General features: G+C 73.9%; 19 protein-coding genes. 9 read left to right on the forward strand and 10 right to left on the reverse strand.

What is annotated here, in order from left to right; genetic code table 11:
- Window positions 1–75 precede the first annotated feature (75 nt).
- The 3 genes from ACFW6A_RS04310 to ACFW6A_RS04320 all read right to left on the reverse strand — a co-directional run bounded on the left by ACFW6A_RS04310 (window position 76) and on the right by ACFW6A_RS04320 (window position 3,888).
- On the reverse strand, window positions 76–822 hold the full coding sequence (locus ACFW6A_RS04310; RefSeq protein ID WP_351844924.1) for a PadR family transcriptional regulator: 747 nt from the start codon (window positions 820–822) through the stop codon (window positions 76–78).
- A 98-nt stretch (window positions 823–920) separates the two neighbouring features.
- Complete coding sequence (locus tag ACFW6A_RS04315) at window positions 921–1,808, reverse strand: hypothetical protein (protein ID WP_351844922.1); 888 nt, start codon at window positions 1,806–1,808, stop codon at window positions 921–923.
- Between the two features lie 439 nt (window positions 1,809–2,247).
- Window positions 2,248–3,888 carry a protein kinase gene (locus tag ACFW6A_RS04320; RefSeq protein WP_351844920.1) on the reverse strand — a complete coding sequence of 547 codons (1,641 nt, stop codon included), beginning with the start codon at window positions 3,886–3,888 and terminating at the stop codon, window positions 2,248–2,250.
- Between the two features lie 289 nt (window positions 3,889–4,177).
- On the opposite strand from ACFW6A_RS04320, the gene ACFW6A_RS04325 reads away from it, so the two are divergent.
- Window positions 4,178–5,830 carry a protein kinase gene (locus ACFW6A_RS04325; RefSeq protein ID WP_351844918.1) on the forward strand — a complete coding sequence of 551 codons (1,653 nt, stop codon included), beginning with the start codon at window positions 4,178–4,180 and terminating at the stop codon, window positions 5,828–5,830.
- A 25-nt stretch (window positions 5,831–5,855) separates the two neighbouring features.
- On the opposite strand, the gene ACFW6A_RS04330 is transcribed toward ACFW6A_RS04325, so the two are convergent.
- The 3 genes from ACFW6A_RS04330 to ACFW6A_RS04340 form a co-directional block, all read right to left on the reverse strand.
- Window positions 5,856–6,872: a phosphotransferase gene (locus tag ACFW6A_RS04330; RefSeq protein ID WP_351844916.1), complete on the reverse strand. Its 1,017-nt coding sequence runs from the start codon at window positions 6,870–6,872 to the stop codon at window positions 5,856–5,858.
- Window positions 6,873–6,895: 23 nt separating this feature from the next.
- On the reverse strand, window positions 6,896–7,327 hold the full coding sequence (locus ACFW6A_RS04335; RefSeq protein WP_351844914.1) for a pyridoxamine 5'-phosphate oxidase family protein: 432 nt from the start codon (window positions 7,325–7,327) through the stop codon (window positions 6,896–6,898).
- Window positions 7,328–7,466: 139 nt separating this feature from the next.
- The gene (locus ACFW6A_RS04340; protein WP_351844912.1) at window positions 7,467–8,126 is read right to left on the reverse strand and encodes a response regulator transcription factor; all 660 of its coding nucleotides are present in this window, start codon (window positions 8,124–8,126) and stop codon (window positions 7,467–7,469) included.
- A 343-nt stretch (window positions 8,127–8,469) separates the two neighbouring features.
- Here ACFW6A_RS04340 and pdhA point away from each other — a divergent pair, with 343 nt between their 5' ends.
- From pdhA to ACFW6A_RS04365, 5 genes are all read left to right on the forward strand, one after another.
- Window positions 8,470–9,651, forward strand: coding sequence for a pyruvate dehydrogenase (acetyl-transferring) E1 component subunit alpha (gene pdhA / locus ACFW6A_RS04345; RefSeq protein ID WP_351844910.1), 1,182 nt, complete (start codon window positions 8,470–8,472; stop codon window positions 9,649–9,651).
- Between the two features lie 2 nt (window positions 9,652–9,653).
- A complete protein-coding gene (locus ACFW6A_RS04350; protein ID WP_351844908.1) occupies window positions 9,654–10,634 on the forward strand; it encodes an alpha-ketoacid dehydrogenase subunit beta in 981 nt (326 codons plus the stop codon).
- Window positions 10,635–10,647: 13 nt separating this feature from the next.
- Window positions 10,648–12,072: a dihydrolipoamide acetyltransferase family protein gene (locus tag ACFW6A_RS04355; RefSeq protein WP_351844907.1), complete on the forward strand. Its 1,425-nt coding sequence runs from the start codon at window positions 10,648–10,650 to the stop codon at window positions 12,070–12,072.
- A 355-nt stretch (window positions 12,073–12,427) separates the two neighbouring features.
- Window positions 12,428–13,078: a GntR family transcriptional regulator gene (locus ACFW6A_RS04360; protein ID WP_351844905.1), complete on the forward strand. Its 651-nt coding sequence runs from the start codon at window positions 12,428–12,430 to the stop codon at window positions 13,076–13,078.
- Window positions 13,075–14,403 (forward strand): MFS transporter, encoded by a 1,329-nt coding sequence (locus ACFW6A_RS04365; RefSeq protein WP_351844903.1) that lies wholly within the window; start codon window positions 13,075–13,077, stop codon window positions 14,401–14,403. Before ACFW6A_RS04360 ends, ACFW6A_RS04365 begins: the two co-directional genes overlap by 4 nt.
- A 3-nt stretch (window positions 14,404–14,406) precedes the next feature.
- On the opposite strand, the gene ACFW6A_RS04370 is transcribed toward ACFW6A_RS04365, so the two are convergent.
- Window positions 14,407–15,234, reverse strand: coding sequence for a maleylpyruvate isomerase family mycothiol-dependent enzyme (locus ACFW6A_RS04370; RefSeq protein WP_351844901.1), 828 nt, complete (start codon window positions 15,232–15,234; stop codon window positions 14,407–14,409).
- Between the two features lie 163 nt (window positions 15,235–15,397).
- Here ACFW6A_RS04370 and ACFW6A_RS04375 point away from each other — a divergent pair, with 163 nt between their 5' ends.
- Entirely contained in the window at window positions 15,398–16,204 is an 807-nt protein-coding gene (locus tag ACFW6A_RS04375) for a carbon-nitrogen family hydrolase (RefSeq protein ID WP_351844899.1), read from the forward strand.
- Window positions 16,205–16,546: 342 nt separating this feature from the next.
- Window positions 16,547–17,338, forward strand: a complete 792-nt coding sequence (locus ACFW6A_RS04380; protein ID WP_386638558.1) for an SMI1/KNR4 family protein — start codon at window positions 16,547–16,549, stop codon at window positions 17,336–17,338.
- Here ACFW6A_RS04380 and ACFW6A_RS04385 read toward each other — a convergent pair.
- Window positions 17,307–17,915, reverse strand: coding sequence for a hypothetical protein (locus ACFW6A_RS04385; RefSeq protein WP_351844895.1), 609 nt, complete (start codon window positions 17,913–17,915; stop codon window positions 17,307–17,309). The two genes, ACFW6A_RS04380 and ACFW6A_RS04385, sit on opposite strands and share 32 nt — an antisense overlap.
- A gap of 143 nt (window positions 17,916–18,058) precedes the next feature.
- Here ACFW6A_RS04385 and ACFW6A_RS04390 point away from each other — a divergent pair, with 143 nt between their 5' ends.
- Window positions 18,059–19,276, forward strand: a complete 1,218-nt coding sequence (locus ACFW6A_RS04390) for an aminotransferase class I/II-fold pyridoxal phosphate-dependent enzyme (RefSeq protein ID WP_351844894.1) — start codon at window positions 18,059–18,061, stop codon at window positions 19,274–19,276.
- Here the strand turns inward: ACFW6A_RS04390 and ACFW6A_RS04395 are convergent.
- Window positions 19,273–19,758, reverse strand: coding sequence for an LURP-one-related/scramblase family protein (locus tag ACFW6A_RS04395; RefSeq protein WP_386638561.1), 486 nt, complete (start codon window positions 19,756–19,758; stop codon window positions 19,273–19,275). The two genes, ACFW6A_RS04390 and ACFW6A_RS04395, sit on opposite strands and share 4 nt — an antisense overlap.
- Window positions 19,759–19,809: 51 nt before the next feature.
- Window positions 19,810–20,559 carry a hypothetical protein gene (locus tag ACFW6A_RS04400; RefSeq protein WP_351844890.1) on the reverse strand — a complete coding sequence of 250 codons (750 nt, stop codon included), beginning with the start codon at window positions 20,557–20,559 and terminating at the stop codon, window positions 19,810–19,812.
- Window positions 20,560–20,561: the final 2 nt, after the last annotated feature.

Raw genomic sequence — 20,561 nt, forward strand, 5'->3', positions numbered from 1 at the left:
CGCGTCGGCGGGCGGCCGCGCACGGATGCGAGCGGTGTGGAAGAAGAGGTGTGCGGTACGGGGCCCGGCCCCGGGTCAGCGGGCCCGGCCCCCGGCCCCGGCTCCCCGTCGGCCTCCCGGCCCGCCGTCGTCCCCCGCGCCGCCCGTCCTCGCGCCGGGCGCCGGTGCGGCTCCCGTCCCGGGACCCGGCTCCCCGACGGCGGAGGTGACGGCGGCGGGGGCCGGGGCAGGGGCGGAGGTGGAGGCGGAGGTGGAAGTGGGGCCGGGAGCGGGAGCGGTGGCGGAGAGGCGGATCAGCCGGGACTCGCAGTGGTCGAGCCAGCGGGCCTCGGCCTCGGTCTGGAAGATCAGCTGCTCCAGGACGAGGAGCCAGGCCACGTCGTCGCGTTCGCGGGAGCCGGTGCCTTCGAGGGCGGCGAGGGCCTGGGCCTTGAGCCGGGTGTAGTCCTGCATCGCCTTCACGGTGTGGCGGCGCTGGGACTGGATGACCGCGCGGATGTCGACGCCGGGCGCCCCGACGGCCATGGCGAGCTTGATGGCGAGCTCGTCGCGGGCGGGGCTGGTGCGGTCCACGGGCCGCTCGAACCAGGTGCGGAGTTCGGCGCGGCCCGCGTCGGTGATGGCGTAGAGCGCGTGGCCCGCGCCGTCCTCGCCGCTCTGCCCGACGAGCCCGTCCCGTTCGAGCCGGCCCAGGGTCGTGTACACCTGGCCGACGTTGAGGGGCCAGGTGGCGCCGGTGCGGGACTCGAACTCGGTGCGCAGCTGGGAGCCGTAGCGGGGGCCGTGTTCGAGGAGGGCGAGAAGCCCGTGGCGGATCGACATACCGAGTATGTATACCGGGTATGCAAAGGGCGGCAACCGTCGTGAGGGGGACCCCGGGAGTCCGTCTCAGGAGGGAGCCGGCGGGGCGGGGCCGGGGGTCAGCGGCGGCGCAGACGCAGCCCGAGGAAGCCGAGGCCGAGACCCATCAGGGTCAGCCCCACGCCGAGGGTGAGCAGGGGAACCCGCTGGTCGGAGGGGGTGGCGGAGTTCCGCACGGCGAGCCGCGGGACGGCGGCGGGCCGGCTGGCGCGGGCCGCTTCGGGGCGGTCGGCGGTCTCCTCCCCGGGGACGTCGGCCTCCTCCTCGGGGAGGTGGTCGGCGTCGCGGGATTCTGTTGCGGTTTTGTCACGCGGGGGGACGGCGGGGGCGCTGCTCTCCGTGGGCGCGGCCGTCTCGGGGCGGCCGGGCCGGGCGTGGCCCTCGCCGGCGGGCCGGCCGGCGAGGGTGGGGGAGCCGGTGGGCGCAGGGGCGTCGGTGGTGCGCTCGGCCGGTCTGCCGGGGCGGGGGCCGCGGGTCCCGGCGGGCGCGGTGGTGGCGGGCCCCGCGGTCGTGGCGGGGGCGGGCGCGGTGGTGCCGGCGACGCCGCTCCCGGTGGGGGCGGGGGCCGGCGGGCGGCCGGTTCCGGTGGAGGCGCCCGGGCCCGGGACGGTGCCCGGCCGGACGGTCGCGGAGGGGCCGCCGGTCGCGGTGGGCGGCGCGGACGCGGAGGAGGACGGTACGGCGGGGGCGGAGGCGCCGGTCGCGGTGGGCCCGGCGGTGGGGCCGTGGGCGGGGGCGCGCGGGGGGCTCGCGGCGCGTCCGGCGGGGGCGCCGGAGGCTCCGGACGAGGGTCCGGCGGGGGCTCCGGCCGAGGGCGCGGCGGCTCCGGCGAGGGGGGCGGCGGAGACGCCGTACAGGGTGAACGCGCAGACCAGCGCGGGGGCGAGGGCGGCCCTGCGGAAGGCGGTGCGGGACCGGCGGGCCCGTCCGGCCGCCCACCCGCGCACGCCTGCGGCCGCGCCTGCGACCGCGCCCGTGCCCGTGTCCGCGGCCGTGCCTGCGACCGCGCCTGCCGCCATCCGGGCCCGCGCCCGTACGCCTGCCCGCGTCCGCGCCCGTACGCCCGCCCGTACGCGGACTAGCGGCAGCACCCGACCGCGTACCCGTACCCGTACGGGTACCCGCACCCGACCGGGTACCCGTACCCGTCGGCGTACCCGCACCCCGTCATCGCATCCGTCGTCACCGCGTCCGCCGGTCCCGCCGCGTGTGGGAGTCACCGGGAAACCCTCCCCTGCCGTGCCGCCGAGCTGTCCGACTCAGCGTCACATAACAGGGCGAATCCGGCATCCGGGCCGATGCTCGCGAAGCCGCTCGCGAGAGTGTTCACCAGTTCGCTTCCGGCCCGCTTCCCGGCCGCCTCGCGGTCGCCCGCGGATGCCCCCGCTACTTCTGCGGGTTGCCCGTGGAGATCTCCAGCGTGAACTCGGCGTCCTTCGCGGCGATGTCCTCGCCGGCGGGCGGGTACTGGCCGAGGACCGTGTCCTCGCCGTAGGTGTTCTCGTCCGTCGGGTTCTGCTTCTTGATCTTCCAGCCGGCCGCGCGGATGCAGTCCTTCACCGAGGCGAGGTTCTTGTAGGTGAAGTCCGGCACCTCGAACTTCTCGGGGTCGTCGCTCGACTCCCGCGGCTCGGTGCACTTCTTCGTGTCGATCGTCTTCGACAGGTCCGGACCCTTGTGGCCGGGGCTGTCGGTCTGGGTCTGCCCGGTGCCGCCGGTCTGGGCGCCGGTGACACCGCCGGTGCCGCCCGCGGTGGGGTCCTGCTCCTTCTCCCACGGCTGGAGCGCGACGAGCACGCCGCCGACGGCGATCAGGGCGACGAGGACCGCGCCGAGGAGCACCGGCATGTTCCGGCGCGGGGCCGGGGCGGGGGCCGGCGCGGGCGCGTACGAGACGGGCGGCGGGGTCTGGTAGCCGGGGGCCGGCGTCGGGGCCTGCTGCGGGTAGCCGTACGCGGGGCCGGGCGCCGGGGTCGGCGGGCCGTACGGGCCGGGCTGCGGGGCCGGCGCCTGGTACGGCTGCTGGACGGGCGGGGCGGGCTGGTGCGGCGGCGGGGTCTGGCCGACCGGCGGGAAGACGGCCGAGCCGACGCCCGAGCCGCTGTTGACCGGGGCGCCCGGGACGATCACGGGGGCGGCGGACTGGCCGGCGGAGAGCACCCGCAGGCACTCGTCGCGCATGGCCGCGGCGCTCGGGAAGCGCTCGTTCGGGTTCTTCCGCAGGGCGCGGGCGACCAGCGCGTCCATCGCGGGCGACACGGAGCGGTTCACGGAGGACGGGGCGACCGGCTCCTCCTGCACGTGCGCGTAGGCGATGGCGAGCGGCGAGTCCGCGTCGAAGGGCAGGCGGCCCGTCAGCAGCTGGAAGAGCATGATGCCGACCGAATAAAGGTCGGAGCGGGCGTCCACGGGCCGGCCCAGGGCCTGCTCGGGGGAGAGGTACTGCGGGGTGCCGACGACCATGCCGGTCTGGGTCATCGAGGTGACGCCGGACTGCATGGCGCGGGCGATGCCGAAGTCCATGACCTTCACGACGCCGCGCTTGGTCATCATCACGTTGCCGGGCTTGATGTCGCGGTGGACCAGCCCCATCTCGTGGCTGACCTCCAGGGCGGCGAGCACGTCCGCCGTCACCTTCAGCGCCTTGTCGGCGGGCATCGCCCCGTACTGGCGGACGTCGGCGGCGAGGACCGAGCCGAGCGGCTGCCCCTCGACGTACTCCATGACGATGTACGGCATCATGCCGCCGTCGAGGGAGTCCTCGCCGGTGTCGAAGACCGAGACGATGTTGGTGTGCGAGAGCTTCGCCACAGCCTGCGCCTCGCGGCGGAACCGCTCGCGGAAGGAGGCCTCGCGGCCCAGCTCGGTGTGGAGCGTCTTGATCGCGACCTGGCGGTCCAGCGCGCTGTCGTACGCGAGGTAGACCGAGGCCATGCCGCCCTCGCCGAGGAGGTCGCGCAGCTGGTAGCGGCCGTTCGCGACCGAACCGCCCGCGTAGCGGCCGCCCTGAGCGCCGTCGTGGCTCATGTGTGCTGTCCCCCTGCGCCCCGCGGCGTCGGTCTGTCGTCTCCGGCCGGACCTCGATATCCGGCCGATTCTGCGCCAAGTCTGCCCGAGGCCCCTGACACGTCAAGCCGCGTGCCCGTTCCGTGACCCTCCGTACGGCCCGCGCCGCCGGAGGGCCGGGCCAAACTCACGGAATTTGCACAGGCGTACACGAGAAGGGTTGGATGGCCGGTCATCGCGGACCGTGATGTCGTACGAAGCCTGTAGCGTGACGACTGGACACGGCACGCACAGACGACGGCGAGGACTCATGGAACCCGGATCCGACGCAGGTGGCGGTGCGCCGGGCGCCGGCGCGGAGTCGTGGGGGCTCGGCCGCGTGGTCGGCGACGGCCGCTACCGCTTGACGCACCGTCTGGGGCGCGGCGGCATGGCCGAGGTCTTCGCCGCCGAGGACGTGCGGCTCGGCCGCACCGTCGCGGTGAAGCTGCTCCGCTCCGACCTCGCCGAGGACCCCGTCTCCAAGGCGCGTTTCACGCGCGAGGCACAGTCGGTCGCCGGCCTCAACCACCACGCGATCGTGGCGGTGTACGACTCCGGCGAGGACGTCGTGGACGGCCGCCCGGTGCCGTACATCGTGATGGAGCTCGTCGAGGGCCGCACCATCCGCGACCTGCTGGTCAGCGCCGAGGCGCCCGGTCCCGAGCAGGCGCTCGTGATCGTCTCCGGCGTCCTGGAGGCGCTGGCGTACTCGCACCAGCACGGCATCGTGCACCGCGACATCAAGCCGGCCAACGTGATCATCACGAACACCGGCGCGGTCAAGGTCATGGACTTCGGCATCGCCCGGGCTCTGCACGGCGCGCAGGCGACGATGACCCAGACCGGCATGGTCATGGGCACCCCGCAGTACCTCTCCCCCGAGCAGGCGCTCGGCAAGGCCGTCGACCACCGCTCGGACCTGTACGCGACGGGCTGCCTGCTCTACGAACTCCTCGCGCTGCGTCCCCCCTTCACGGGCGAGACGCCGCTGTCGGTGGTCTACCAGCACGTGCAGGACATCCCGGTCCCGCCGTCCGAGGTCCGCGGCTCGACGCCGCCGGAGCTGGACGGCCTGGTGATGCGCTCGCTCGCGAAGGAGCCGGACGACCGGTTCCAGAGCGCGGAGGAGATGCGCGGGCTGATCCAGTACGGCCTGGAGATGCTCCGGCAGCAGGGCGGCCACACGGGCACCTGGAGCACCGGTCCGGTGACCGTGTACGAGGGCGGGCACACGCCCGGCCAGGGCATGGCCGCGACGACCGCCATGGGCCACCCGCCGCTCGGCGAGACCGCGCAGGGCCAGATCCTTCCCTCCCCCAACCCGGACGACGGCGGCTACTACGACGGCGCGGGCGGCACCGGGGGCTACGGCCCGGGCGGCGGGAGCGGCGGCTACGGCGGTCAGGACGGCGGCCGGGGCAAGCGGGGCAGGATGGTGCTGTTCGCGGCCCTCGCGCTGGTCGCGATCGTCGCCGGCGCGGTCTTCGCGGTGAAGATGGCCGGGGGCGACGAGAAGAAGAAGACCCCGGTGACGACGCCGACGACGGTCTCGTCCGCGCCGTCCACGGCGTCCGAGGAGCCCACCCCGTCCGAGGAGCCGTCCGAGGACACCTACGAGCCGCCGACGAGCGGCGGCGGCGACGCCACGCAGAACCCGTGGCCCCCGACCACGCACCAGCCGACGACCGCGCCCACGCCGACGTTCGAGCCGACGACCGCGCCGACGCCGACGGACGAGCCGACGACCGCGCCCACGCCGACGGACGAGCCGACGACCGCGCCCACGCCGACGGGTGGCACGACGACCGCGCCGACGGACGGCGGCTCCACCGGCGAGCCCGACCCGACCGGCGGCGGCAACGGCGACACGGACACCCCGCCGACCGGCGGCCCGGAGGGCGACACGGGGTCCACCCCGTAGCCGCCTCCCCGGGCGGCGGCGGGCGTCAGGCGCAGAAGGCGTCGCGGACGGCGTCGTACTCCCGGGTCCACCACACGGCCAGGGCCGACACCGCGGGGAACTGCGGGTCGGCCCTGTGGTCGTGCAGCTGGTAGCGCCAGCGCAGCGTCCAGAAGTCGTTGAGCCGCTCCCACCACACCCGGTGCACCGCCGCCGCCAGCTCGGTGCCGTCCGCGCCGGTGGCCCGCCGGTACGCGCGCGCGTAGGCCCGCACCTTCTCCAGCGCCAGCTCGCCCCCCGGCCGTACGAAGAAGATCGCGGCGGCCCGGACGGCCTCCTCCGCGCGGGGGCGCACGCCGAGGCGGTCCCAGTCGACGATCGCGGCCGGTTCGGCGCCTCGGTAGAGCACGTTCAGCGGATGGAAGTCGCCGTGCACCCAGCCGGCCGTGGCGGCCGCCGGAGGGCGGCGGTGGGCGTGCTGGGCGAGCAGCCGGCGCCGCTCCCGCAGCCGGTGCTCGGCGAGCGCGTCGAAGCTGCCGTGCGGACGGTGGGCGCGGGCGAGGCGGATCAGCTCGGCGATGTCCGTGAAGGTGTCCTCGGGGCGGGCGCTGTCGTGCCGGTCGCCGGGCGGCGGGGTCCCCATGACCCGGTCGAGGGTGGTGTGGACGCGGCCGAGGAGGGCGCCGAGGCGGCGGGAGCCGCCGGTGGTGAGCTGGGCGCCGTCGCGGTGCCGGCCCTCGACCCAGGGGTGCAGGGCGTAGCAGCGGCCGTCGATGACGGCGACGGTGCGGCCGCGGCTGTCGGGCAGCGGCGGGGCCACGGGCAGTCCGAGGGCGTGCAGCCGCTGGGTGGCGCGGTGCTGGCGGGTGATGGTGGCCCGGTCGGCGGTGGGGGCGTCGAGGTGCTGCTTGAGGAAGTAGCGGCCGCGGGTGGTGGCGAGGCGGTAGCCGCGGTTGAGCAGGCCCTCGGCGACGGGGACGCAGGACAGGGGCTCGCCGGCGTGCGGGTGGCGGCGCAGCAGGGCGCCGACCGGAGGAGCGGAATGTTCAGATGAGCGCGGCACTCCGCAGATGTTAGATCACGGGGTCACGCTGCGTGGCGAAGATGGCGCGGTGCGGAGGCGGCCGCCGGGCCGTAGTCGATGCTGTGCACCGTGACGAACTGGGGTTCGATCCGCATGTAGACGGGGACGAAGGGCTCGCCGTCCACGCTCACCGGCTCGGGGCCGAAGGCGGTCAGTTCGGCCTCGGTCGGCTCGACGATCTCGGCGGTGCCGGTGAACTGCACCGACCACAGCGTGCCGGACTCCGGATCGAGGTCGTCCGCTCCGTAGGCGACGACGCTGCCGCTGCACGCCTGGTGGTAGCCGAGACCCTCGTGCATGCGGATCAGGACGCTGCCGTCGGAGACGATGTGCCGGGCGGGAGCGACGAAGGGCATCGCCCGCATGCTCGTGGCGACCCGGCCGTACGACGCACGGCCGAGCAGTTCGATGGCGCGGATCTCCTCGGTGGACATGCTTCCACTCTCCGCCACCGGCGCCCCGTCGGAAAAGGGGCCGGGGCCCCGCGCCGACGGGGACGTAGGTCCCGAATGCCGGCCGCGGGCCCGGACCGCTCCTCAGGGCGGGACGGGGGAGCGGCCGGGCCCGGTGGCCTCAGTGCCGCTCGGCCTGCATCCGCGCCACGTAGGCGGCGGCCTGCGAGCGGCGCTCCATGCCGAGCTTCGACAGCAGGCTGGAGACGTAGTTCTTGATGGTCTTCTCCGCGAGGTGGAGGCGCTCGCCGATGGCCCGGTTGGTCAGGCCCTCGCCGATCAGGTCGAGGATCTTGCGCTCCTGCTCGGTGAGGTGGGCGAGCTTGTCGTCGCCCTTCGGGTTGTTGCCGTCCCGCAGCCGCTCCAGGACCCGCGCCGTCGCCACCGGGTCGAGCAGCGACTTGCCGGCCGCCACGTCACGGACCGCGTTCAGCAGTTCGTTGCCGCGGATGGCCTTGAGGACGTACCCCGAGGCCCCGGCCATGATCGCGTCGAAAAGCGCCTCGTCGTCCGCGTACGAGGTCAGCATCAGACATTTGATCGACTCGTCCTGGGAACGCACCTCGCGGCACACCTCGACCCCGCTGCCGTCCGGCAGCCGCACGTCGAGGACCGCCACGTCGGGGCGGGTCGCGGGGATCCTGACCAGGGCGTCCGCCGCCGTTCCGGCTTCGCCGACCACTTCGATGTCGTCCTCCACGGAAAGCAATTCGTGGACGCCGCGCCGGACGACTTCGTGGTCGTCCAGCAGAAATACCCGGATTTTTCCTTCTTCGCGCACGCAGTCAGTCTCACATATTGGCTCTTCCGGTGCCCGGGGTGTGCGGGTTACGGTGCCGGATGTTCCGACGACGACGTCGGGCCGCTGCTCGGCGCGCTGACCTGGGCGAGCTTCCGCTTTTCTCGATTTACTTGGAAATCCAAGCAAAATCGCAGGTCAAGTGGGGTTTCGCAGGAATGCCGCGCAATGGGTAACGTGCCTGATGACGGCGTTCGCCGGGACACCTGTCACGCCCGACCCCGGCCGCGTCGCACCCACCCCGTGCGCAGGGTACGGATAAGGCGGAGAGCCGCACTGGCCTTGCCGGCGAACCCGGGGGCCGGACCGACGGAGGAGCACGCACGTGACCGTGGAGAGCACTGCCGCGCGCAAGACGACGCGACGCAGCAGCGGCGCCAAGCGCACCACCGGCGCCAGCGCCGGAGCAAAGAAGGCCGCCCCGGCCCCGGCCGGGGAGCCCGAGCTCGTTCAGCTGCTGACGCCCGAGGGCGAGCGCGTCCAGCACCCCGACTACGACATCGACCTGAGCGCCGAGGAGCTGCGCGGGCTCTACCGCGACATGGTCCTCACCCGCCGCTTCGACGCCGAGGCGACCGCCCTCCAGCGCCAGGGCGAGCTGGGCCTGTGGGCCTCGCTGCTCGGCCAGGAGGCCGCCCAGATCGGCTCCGGCCGGGCCCTGCGGGACGACGACTACGTCTTCCCCACCTACCGCGAGCACGGCGTGGCCTGGTGCCGCGGCGTCGACCCGACCAACCTGCTGGGCATGTTCCGCGGCGTGAACAACGGCGGCTGGGACCCGAACAGCAACAACTTCCACCTGTACACGATCGTCCTCGGCTCGCAGACCCTGCACGCCACCGGCTACGCCATGGGCATCGCCAAGGACGGCGCGGACTCCGCCGTGCTCGCCTACTTCGGCGACGGCGCCTCCAGCCAGGGCGACGTCAACGAGTCGTTCGTCTTCTCGGCGGTCTACAACGCGCCGGTCGTGTTCTTCTGCCAGAACAACCAGTGGGCCATCTCCGAGCCCATCGAGAAGCAGACCCGCGTCCCGCTCTACCAGCGCGCCCGCGGCTTCGGCTTCCCCGGCGTCCGCGTCGACGGCAACGACGTCCTCGCCTGCCTGGCCGTCACCCGCTCGGCCCTGGAGCGCGCCCGCCGCGGCGAGGGCCCGACGCTCGTCGAGGCCTTCACCTACCGGATGGCCGCCCACACCACCTCCGACGACCCGACCCGCTACCGCCGCGACGCGGAGCGCGAGGCGTGGGAGGCCAAGGACCCGATCCTGCGCCTGCGGACGTACATGGAGAACGAGGGCCACGCCGACGCCGCCTTCTTCGAGGCGCTGGAGGCCGAGAGCGAGACCCTCGGCAAGCACGTCCGCGAGGTCGTCCGCGCCATGCCGGTCCCGGAGCACATGGCGATCTTCGACCACACGTACGCGGACGGGCACGCGCTCGTCGACGAGGAACGCGCGGAGTTCGCCGCCTACCAGGCGTCCTTCGCGAACGGAGAGGCCGAGTAATCATGGCTGTGCAGAAGCTTCCCCTCGCCAAGGCGCTCAACGAGTCGCTGCGCAAGGCCCTGGAGACCGACCCCAAGGTCGTCGTCATGGGCCTGGACGTCGGCAAGCTCGGCGGTGTCTTCCGCATCACCGACGGCCTCCAGAAGGACTTCGGCGAGGACCGGGTGGTCGACACCCCGCTCGCCGAGTCCGGCATCGTCGGCACCGCGATCGGCCTCGCGCTGCGCGGCTACCGCCCCGTCGTGGAGATCCAGTTCGACGGCTTCGTCTTCCCGGCGTACGACCAGATCGTCACCCAGCTGGCGAAGATGCGGGCCCGCTCGCTCGGCACCGTGAAGATGCCCGTCGTCATCCGCATCCCGTACGGCGGCGGCATCGGCGCCGTCGAGCACCACTCCGAGTCCCCCGAGTCGCTCTTCGCGCACGTCGCGGGCCTCAAGGTCGTCACCCCTGCGAACTCCTCCGACGCCTACTGGATGCTCCAGCAGGCGATCCAGAGCGACGACCCGGTCATCTTCTTCGAGCCCAAGCGCCGCTACTGGGACAAGGGCGAGGTCGACACCGAGGCCATCCCCGGCGAGCTCCACAAGGCCCGGGTCGCCCGCGAGGGCACCGACCTCACCCTGGTGGCCTACGGCCCGATGGTGAAGACGTGTCTGGAGGCGGCCGCGGCCGCCGCCGAGGAGGGCAAGTCGGTCGAGGTCGTGGACCTGCGCTCGATCTCCCCCCTCGACTTCGACACGATCCAGGCCTCGGTCGAGAAGACCGGCCGCCTGGTCGTCGTCCACGAGGCCCCGGTGTTCTTCGGCTCCGGCGCGGAGATCGCCGCCCGGATCACCGAGCGCTGCTTCTACCACCTGGAGGCCCCCGTCCTGCGGGTCGGCGGCTACCACGCGCCGTACCCGCCGGCGCGCCTGGAGGAGGAGTACCTGCCGGGCCTGGACCGCGTGCTCGACGCCGTCGACCGCTCGCTGGCGTACTGAGGAGAGCACGACCATGACGATCCGCGAATTCAAGATGCCCGACGTGGGCGAGGGCCTGACCGAGGCCGAGATCCTCAAGTGGTACGTCCAGCCCGGTGACACCGTCACCGACGGGCAGGTCGTCTGCGAGGTGGAGACGGCCAAGGCCGCCGTGGAGCTGCCGATCCCCTTCGACGGCACCGTGCACGAGCTGGTCTTCCCCGAGGGCACCACGGTCGACGTCGGCCAGGTCATCATCTCGGTGAACGTGGGCGGCGACGCGCCCGCCGGGGCGCCGGCCCCGGCCGCCGCCCCCGCCGTGGAGGCCCCGGCCCCCGCCGTCCCCGCCCCCGCGCCGGAGGCCGAGCCGGAGGGCCGCCAGCCGGTCCTCGTCGGCTACGGCGTGGCCGCGAGCTCCACCAGGCGCCGGGCCCGCAAGGCCGCCCCGGCAGCCCCGGCCCCGGCAGCCTCCGTCCCGGCCGCCGCCGCTCCCGTCGCGGTGGTGCCCGAGCAGCTGAACGGGCACGCCCCGGCCGGCCCGCGTCCGCTGGCCAAGCCGCCGGTGCGCAAGCTCGCCAAGGACCTCGGCGTGGACCTGGCCTCGGTCGTCCCGACCGGCCCGGACGGGGTCATCACCCGCGAGGACGTGCACCGCGCCGCGGCCCCGGCCGAGGCTCCGGCTCCGGTGGCGGCTCCGGCCCCCGCCCCGGTCGCGGCCGCTCCCGCCCCGGCCGCGGCCCCGGTCGTCGAGGCCGGCGCCCGGGAGACCCGTATCCCCATCAAGGGCGTACGGAAGGCCACGGCGGCGGCGATGGTCGGTTCGGCCTTCACCGCCCCGCACGTCACCGAGTTCGTGACCTTCGACATCACGCGCACGATGAAGCTGGTCGAGGAACTCAAGGCCGACAAGGACCTGGCCGGTCTGCGGATCAACCCGCTCCTCCTCATCGCCAAGGCCGTCCTGGTCGCCGTCAAGCGCAACCCGGAGATCAACGCGGCCTGGGACGAGGCGGCGCAGGAGATCGTCCTCAAGCACTACGTGAACCTGGGCATCGCCGCGGCCACCCCGCGCGGTCTGATCGTGCCGAACATCAAGGACGCGCACGCCCAGACCCTGCCGGAGCTGTCCCGCTCCCTGAGCGAGCTGGTCGCCACCGCCCGCGAGGGCAAGACCACCCCGGCGGCGATGCAGGGCGGCACCTTCACCATCACCAACGTCGGCGTCTTCGGCGTCGACACCGGTACGCCGATCCTCAACCCGGGCGAGTCCGCGATCCTCGCGGTCGGCGCGATCAAGCTCCAGCCGTGGGTCCACAAGGGCAAGGTGAAGCCGCGTCAGGTCACCACGCTGGCGCTCTCCTTCGACCACCGCCTGGTCGACGGCGAGCTGGGCTCCAAGTTCCTCGCCGACGTGGCGGCGGTCCTGGAGCAGCCGAAGCGGCTCATGACCTGGGCGTAGTGCCCCGGCCGGGAGTCCGGTACGCGCGTTTCACGTGAAACATCCGGTGGTGGCGTCCGTCCACCACCGGATGTTCCGCTGAGGGCGTGGAACCACTGGACCCGCACCTCGAACCGCCGCACGCCGCCGGGCCCGTACGCCTCGGCACGACCTTCGACGAGGCGAGGGCGGCCGTCGCCCCTGAGGCGCGCTCCGGGCCCGGGTGCGCCCCGACGGCCTGCCCGTCCACGTCACCTCCGTCCTCGTCGGCGGCACGGACTGCTGCGGCTTCCGGACGGCATGGGCGCCGGGTGTAAGGAGTCCATGATGCGGACGCGGCTGTCTGTCGCATCCCTCTTGTATCTATGCTGTGCGCATGCCATCAGCCCTCAAGCAGCCGCCCGCCGCCGAGCGGGTCTACAGCCACGTCAAACAGGCCGTCCTCGACCGCCGTTACGAGGGCGGGACGCTGCTCACCGAGGGGGAGCTGGCGCAGGCCGTAGGCGTCTCCCGCACCCCCGTGCGCGAGGCGCTGCTCAAGCTGGAGATGGAAGGGCTGCTGAAGCTCTACCCGAAGAAGGGCGCCCTCGTCCTCGCCGTCTCCGCCCAGGAGATCGCCGACGTCGTCGAGACCCGCCTCCTCGTCGAGGAGTTCGCCGTCCGCCGCGCCGTCCCCGCACCGCCCGCGCTCCTCGCCCGCCTCGAAGAGCTCCTGGCCGAGCAGCAGCGGCGGGCGGGCGCCGGAGACCTCGCCGAGGTCGCCGTCACCGACCGCTGCTTCCACGCCGAGATCGTCCGGCACGCCGGCAACCAGATCCTCTCCCGCCTCTACGACCAGCTCCGCGACCGCCAGCTCCGCATGGGCGTCGCCGTGATGCAGGCCCACCCCGACCGCGTCGCCCAGAACATCACCGAGCACGCCGAGATCCTCGACCGCCTGAGGGCCGGGGACGCGGACGGCGCCGCCGCCGCCGTCCGCGGCCACCTCGGACGCGTCGGCAGCCTGGTCCGGGGTGAGGGCAGGTGAGCGACCGCAAGGGAGCCCGCAACGGCTACGGCTCCGCCGTCACCCTCCCCGGCGACCCGCCCGGCGGCCGGCGCGCCGCGCTCGTCTGGGGCGTCGGCGTCTCCGTCTACTTCGTCGCCGTCATCTTCCGCACCTCGCTCGGCGTCGCCGGACTCGACGCCGCCGACCGCTTCCACGTGGGCGCCTCCGCGCTCTCCACTTTCTCCATACTCCAGCTGCTGGTCTACGCGGGCATGCAGATACCCGTCGGCCTCATGGTCGACCGGCTCGGCACCAAGAAGGTCCTCGCCCTCGGCGTCGTCCTCTTCACCCTCGGCCAGCTCGGCTTCGCGCTCTCCCCGTCCTACCCCATGGCCCTCGCCTCCCGCGCCCTCCTCGGCTGCGGCGACGCCATGACCTTCATCAGCGTCCTGCGGCTCGGCGGCCGCTGGTTCCCGGCCCGCCGCGGGCCGCTCATCGCCCAGCTCGCCGGCCTCATCGGGATGGCCGGCAACCTGATCTCGACCGTCGTCCTCTCCCGCGCCCTGCACGGCCTCGGCTGGACCACCACCTTCGTCGGCAGCTCGCTCGCCGGCGTCCTGGTCCTGGTCCTGCTGCTGGTCTTCCTCAAGGACCACCCGGAGGGGTACGAGCCCGCCCCCGTCCACCACGCGGGCGCCGCCTACGTCCGCCGGCAGATCGCCGAGTCCTGGCGCGAGCCCGGCACCCGGCTCGGCCTGTGGGTGCACTTCACCACCCAGTTCCCCGCGATGGTGTTCCTGCTGCTGTGGGGGCTGCCGTTCCTCGTCGAGGCACAGGGCCTGTCCCGGGGCACCGCGGGCGAGCTGCTGACCCTCGTCGTGCTCTCCAACATGGCCGTCGGCCTCACGTACGGCCAGATCATCGCCCGGCACGGCGGTGCCCGCGCCCCGCTCGCCCTCGGCACGGTCGCCGCCACCGCCCTGCTGTGGGCGACGACGATCGCGTACCCCGGCGACCACGCGCCGATGTGGCTGCTCGTCACCCTCTGCCTGGTCCTCGGGGCCTGCGGACCGGCGTCCATGATCGGCTTCGACTTCGCCCGCCCGGCCAACCCGCCGGAGCGTCAGGGCACCGCCTCCGGCATCGTCAACATGGGTGGTTTCGTCGCCTCGATGACGACGCTGCTCGCCGTCGGCGTGCTGCTCGACGCGACCGGCGACGACTACCGGATCGCGTTCTCCTCGGTCTTCGTCCTCGAAGCCCTCGGCGTCGTCCAGATCCTCCGCCTCAAGTCCCGCACCCACCGGCGCGAGCGCGAACGCCTCGTCGCCAGCCGGGTGGAGGCCGTCCACGTGCCCGTCTAGGGCTCAGTTCGGCGTCACCGCGAAGTGGGCGAGGATCGCGTCGGCCAGGTCCTGGTCGCCCTCGACCTTGATCCGGTCGGCCACGTCGGCCGGCCGGACCCGGCCGCACGCCAGCCGGACGTACGTCTCCCAGTCCGTCGCCAGCGTCACCGCCGGGCCCAGCGACGGCGCCCCGTCGATCGAGCCCCGCCCCTCCGCGTCCACCCGCACCGTCCGCAGGAACTCCACCGGCCCCGTCACGTCCACCACGACCGCCGAGGACGCCGGCGCGCCCGCGTCCTTCGCGACCACCTTCGGCAGCGCCTCCAGGAGCAGGTCCCGCACCACGAGCGCGCCCGGGGAGTCCAGGTTCCCCGGCACCCCGAGCGCCACCCGCAGGTCCTGCTCGTGCACCCACGTGTCGAAGGCCCGCAGCCGGTAGCCCTGCTCCAGGGTCTGCTCCGCGCCCAGCGGGGCCCGGATGACGTGGTCGGGCGAGCGGTTCTCGTTGCGGAGCTGACGGGCCCGGCGGATCAGGACGTACTCCAGCTCCGAGGTCATCTCCGGCGCCGTGTGGTGCCGGCGGACGTCGACCTGCACCTCCATGTAGCGGGCGAAGTCGGAGCGCACGTGGTACAGGTCACGGGGGAGCGAGTGGATCGGCCGGGGGTCCCCGAGCATCTCCGTCTCCATGCCGATCACGTGGGACACGATGTCGCGCACCGACCAGCCCGGGCACGGGGTCGCCCGGTTCCACTCGCCCTCCACGAGCGGCTGCACCAGCTCGGCTATCGCTTCGATGGAGTGGGTCCAGGCGTCGGCGTAGTTCTGGAGGCTGGGATGGACGGTCACGGGACCCCTCGACGTTCTTCGGTGCGGGCTGAAAACACGACTGGGCGACAGTGGAATGGGAGGCTCGGACGCTAAGTTACGCTCCCCGGGAGCACCCCGGCAGTGCTTTCGTGTGACGATCGTAGGCCGGTGTTGACGGCTTCAACGCCAGGACGGTGGTAGTGTGCGCGCCTCGCTGATCCAGATCGCGGTAGACCCGGACGAACCGGTCGCCGACCGGCGGGCCCGCGCGGCCCGTCTCGTACGGGAGGAGCGCGGGGCCGCGGACCTCGTCGTCCTCCCCGAGCTGTGGCCCGTGGGCGCCTTCGCCGCGGACCTCTTCGGGCCCGAGTCCGAACCCCTCCACGGCCCCACCTACACGGCGATGGCCGCCGCCGCGCGCGACGCCGAGGTCTGGCTGCACGCCGGCTCCTTCGTCGAGGCGGTCGGCGGCGCCCTCTACAACACCTCCCTCGTCTTTTCCCCCGACGGGGAACTCGCCGCCTCCTACCGGAAGATCCACCGCTTCGGCTTCGACAAGGGCGAGGCCGTGCTCATGGCCGCCGGCGAGGACCTGGTCACCTTCGACCTGCCGCACCTCACCGTCGGCGTCGGCACCTGCTACGACCTGCGCTTCCCCGAGCTGTTCCGCGGGCTCGTCGACGCCGGCGCCGAAGCCTTCGTCGTCCCCGCCGGCTGGCCCGCCCGCCGCCGCGCCCACTGGCGGCTGTTCGCCCAGGCGCGGGCCGTCGAGAACCAGGCGTACGTCCTCGCCTGCGGCACGGCCGGCACCCACGCCGGCGTCGAGCAGGCCGGCCACTCGATGGTCGTCGACCCGTGGGGCGAGGTCCTGGCCGAGGCGGGCCCCGGCGAGGAGGTCCTGCGGGTCGTCCTGGACCCGGCGAAGCCCGCCGCGATCCGCGAGGAGTTCCCGGCCCTCAAGGACCGCGTCCTCGGCGTCGCCGCGCCCCGGCGGGCGGGGGCCCGGTGAGCGGCGCTCCCCGGGACGACGCCGTCACCGCCTTCGCCGCGCTCTTCGGACCGCCGCCGCGGGGGCCCGCGATACCGGTCGACTGGGACGCGGTGGAGGAGTGGCTGGGGCTCCGGCTGCCCGCCGACTACAAGGCGGTCGCCACCGCCTACGGCCCCGTCGACCTCGGCGAACGGCTCTGGATCCAGACCCCGTACGGCGCCGACGCCTTCGACTACGGCCGCTGGTGCGAGGAGGCCCGGCGGGCGGCCCCCCGGCGTCCTCCCCTTCGGCTCCACCCGCACCTCCGGCACCCTCTTCTGGGACACCACCGCCTCGGACGACCCCGACGCGTGGCCGGTCGTGCTGCACGACCCGCACGAGGAGCGCAGGGGCGGCGATCCCTGGCGCCGCACCGGCACCACCCTGCTGCCCACCCTCGCCCTCCTCGTCGAGGAGGGCCTCCCCCGGACCCTCGCCCGCAGCGCCCTCGCCGAGGACGTGACCTCGGCCTGGACCCCGCCGCCGCGCCGCCCGGCCCCGACCCCGGAGCAGCGGGCCGCCTTCACCGGCGGCGGCACCGGCCTCGACACCCTCACCGCGCTCGTCCCGCCGCCCGCGGAGCCGTACCTCGGCGGCCGCGACTGGGAGTGGACGTACGACCGGCTCGGCACCACCCTGCCCAGCGCGTACGTCCGCTTCATGGAGACGTACGGCGGCGGCGTCTGGTGCGAGTGGCTGCGCTTCCCCCTGCCCTGGGGCGCCGAGCCGTACGACTTCGCGCCCTGGGCCGAGTGGTACGCCGACAACTACCGCTCCCTGCGCGCCGACCACCCCGAGTTCCATCCGCTGGCCGCCTGGCCCGAGCCCCGCGGCTTCCTGACCTTCGCGTCCACCATCGACGGCGACCAGCTCGGCTGGCTCGCCGACGGCGACGACCCCGAGACGTGGCCGCTCGCGATCGACCCCCGCCACGCGCGCGTGGGCCCCCCGCTCACCGGCTCCCTCACCGAGGTCCTCCTCGCCTGGCTGCGCGGCGACCTCGCCGTCGAAGGACTGCCCCGCCTCGCGTACCCCCACGAGGACCCGATCGACCTGGTCGCGTACCGGCCCCGGAGACCGCCTAGGACCGGACCTCCGCCCACAGCCGGGTGACGCGGGAGAAGGCCGCGCGGACCGACCCGCCGCGGGTGAGCGCCGCGCGGTCCACGCCCGCGAAGACGAGGGCCAGCGCCAGGTCCGCCGCGAGGGCCCGGCCCGTCACCGTGACCTCCAGGCGCCGCCCGCCGAGCCGCCCCGCCCCGCGCACGGTCACCCGGACGCCCGCGTCCTCCGCGTCGGCCCGCCGGGCGAGCGTCCAGGAGCGGCCGCCCCGCGCCCACAGCCGGTAGTCGTCGCCGCCGTACCGCAGCCGCAGCCCCCGCTGCCGGGCCGTCACGCCGAAGCGGTTGCGCTCCATGCGGACGAGCGCGCCGCCGAGCCGGAGCGTCGCCCGGTTCAGCGTCGGCAGCCGGATCAGGTCCGTGTGGACGCCCCGCGTCTCGTACGACGCCTCCGGCAGCAGGCCGCCCCGCAGCTCCGAGACGATCGTCTCGGGCACGGTCTGGCGCAGCGGCGCCTCCACCGTGACCTCGCCGAACTCCGCCGACGTGCCGCGCCAGCCGGAGCGCCGCCCGTACCCCTTCCCCTCCCGCCACGGACGCAGCGTGAACGGAGTGACGGTGGTGTGCATGGCGCTCCCTTCGCGAGCCGGATCCCCCGACCCTCGCACGAGCGGCGGACGCGCCTTCGGCCGGGCCCCTCCGCGCCCCGGACCAATCCACTCCTCCGCGATTGGCCCTGGGGCCCGGTGAACCGCCCGCCGAGACTGGGGACATGAGCAGCGAACGCGATCACTCCGCCACGCCCGACGGGCTCCGTCCCGAGACCCTCGCCGTCCACCCGCCCCGGGTCGAGGTCACCGGCAGCGTGCCGCTCGGCGTCCCCCTCCACCAGGGCCACGTCTTCGCCTTCGAGTCCGCCGACGCCCTCGCCGACTCCATGCGCTCCGGCGACTCCTTCCTCTACAGCCGCATGGGCAACCCCACCGTCCGCACCCTGGAGGACGCCGTCGCCCGTCTGGAGGGAGCCGCCGGCGCGCTCTCCTTCGCCTCCGGGATGGGCGCCATCAACACCGTCCTGCTCGGACTGCTCCACGGCGGCGGGCACGTCATCGCCCAGCGCTGCCTGTACGGCGGTACGTACGCGACGCTCACCGACCTCGCGGCCCGCTGGGGCGTCGAGGTCAGCTACGTCTCCGGCACGGACCCGGAGGAGGTCGCCGCCGCGCTGCGGCCCACCACCCGGCTCCTCTACCTGGAGACCATCGCCAACCCCACCACCCGCGTCTCCGACATCCCGGCCCTCGCCGCCGTCGCCCGCGCGGCCGGCGTGCCGGTCGCCGTCGACAACACCTTCGCCTCCCCGCTGCTCTGCCGCCCGCTCGCGCTCGGCGCCGACCTCGTCATCCACTCGGCGACCAAGTACCTCGGCGGCCACGCGGACGTCCTCGGCGGCGTCGTCGCCCTCGCCGATCCGGAACTCCTCGCCCGGCTGCGTCACTTCGCCAACGAGTTCGGCGCCTCCACCGACCCGTTCGCCGCCTGGCTGACCCTGCGCGGCATGCAGACCCTGTCGCTGCGGATGGAGCGCCACTGCGCCTCCGCCGCCGAACTCGCGGCCCGCCTCGAAGCGCACCCGGCGGTCGCCGCCGTCCGCCACCCCGGGCTGCCGAGCCACCCGGACCGGGCGATCGCCGAGCGGCTGCTGCCGGACGGCGCGGGCGGCGTGGTCTCGCTCGACCTCGCGGGCGGCCGGGACGCCGGCCGGGCCTTCGTCGAGGCGGTCCGGCTGGCCTCCCTCTCGGTCTCCCTCGGCGATGTGAAGACGCTGGTCATGCACCCGGCGTCCACCTCGCACCGCCAGCTCGACGCCGCCGCCCTGGAGGCCGCGGGCATCGGCCCCGGCACGGTCCGCCTCTCGGTCGGCATCGAGCACGTCGAGGACCTGTGGACGGACCTGGAGCAGGCGCTCGGCAAGGCGTCCGCGCTCTAGTCCTCCCGCTCGGCCATCCGGATCACGCACACCGCCACCGCGATGAGCAGGGCCGCGTCGGCGTCCTCGCGGACCACGTCCACCGCGTACGTGTCCCGGACGCGCAGCCAGCGGCGGGAGACGTGGGCGAGGAGTTCGCCGTCGTACTCGACGGCGAACTCCCGGTCCAGGATCCGCCCGCTGACGTCCAGTTCGGTGCCGTCGACCAGCGTCACGCGGTAGTGGTTGCGGAGGAGGGAGAGCCGCTTGCGGCGGACGGTCGCCAGCGGCCGCTCGTCCCGCTCGACGGTCATCGCGTCGCGCAGGCTGAGGAGTTTCTCCCGCAGGGTGACGAGCACCCGCCCGTCCGGGTCCTTCAGCTCCAGGGTGTCGCGCAGCCGCAGCGCCTTGCCGTCGACGAGGAAGGCGTGCCGGCCGTCCTCGTCCTCGATCCAGTAGTCGTCGCCGATCGCGAAGATCTTTTCCCGTACGAGGTATTTCATACGGAATGTCTCCCCTCCCTCTGTTTCACGTGAAACAGAGGGATCGCGGATTCAGGCGAAATAGCGGGTGAAGGCGTCGGGGCTGGTGCCCAGCACCTCCCCGTAGGGCGCGTCGAGCTGATGGATCAGCAGCACGGTGAAGGCGATGAAGCCGGCCAGGCCCATCACCATCACCATGTGGGTGGTGCTGCGGCTGATCCCGAAGATGAACATGAAGGCGAGCGTGAGGAAGCCGCCGAGGATCAGCCCCGTCCACAGCACCGGCGACAGCCGTTCCTGCGCGGCCGCCTCGCGGTTGCGCCGGGCGTCGTCCATGTTGCCGAGCTGGGCGAGCACTTCCTGTGCGGCGATCTGCTGCGAGACGCTGGCGGTGTCGTCGACCTCGCCGGCCTGGCGGAGCAGTTCGAGCAGCCGCCAGCCCGACGGGTCGAGCGGCCGGCGGGCGGCCATCATCGGCCATTCGACGTCCACGACGTGGTCGGCGTACGTGCGGGCCGCCGCCCGCAGCGGTTCGCGCCGGTCGGCGGGGAGCGCGTCGGCGAGCAGGTACGTCTGGTGCAGGGCGCTCGCCTCGGCCTGGACGTTGTCGGAGGCCGAGCTGCGGGTCTCCCAGACGGAGACCAGGCAGAGGCCGAGGACGATGGCGTAGAGCACCGAGACCATCATGGCGATGTACTCGGCGACGTCCTCGCGCGGTTCCTCGTCCTCGGCGGCGGGGAAGAGCCGCGTCTTGACCACGACGGCGAGCGCGCCGAGCAGCGCGACGCCCAGGACGACGAAGAGCGTTTCGAACAGGGCCACGG

The organism is Streptomyces sp. NPDC058758, from assembly GCF_042746075.1.
In the GTDB taxonomy this organism is placed as follows: Bacteria; Actinomycetota; Actinomycetes; order Streptomycetales; family Streptomycetaceae; genus Streptomyces.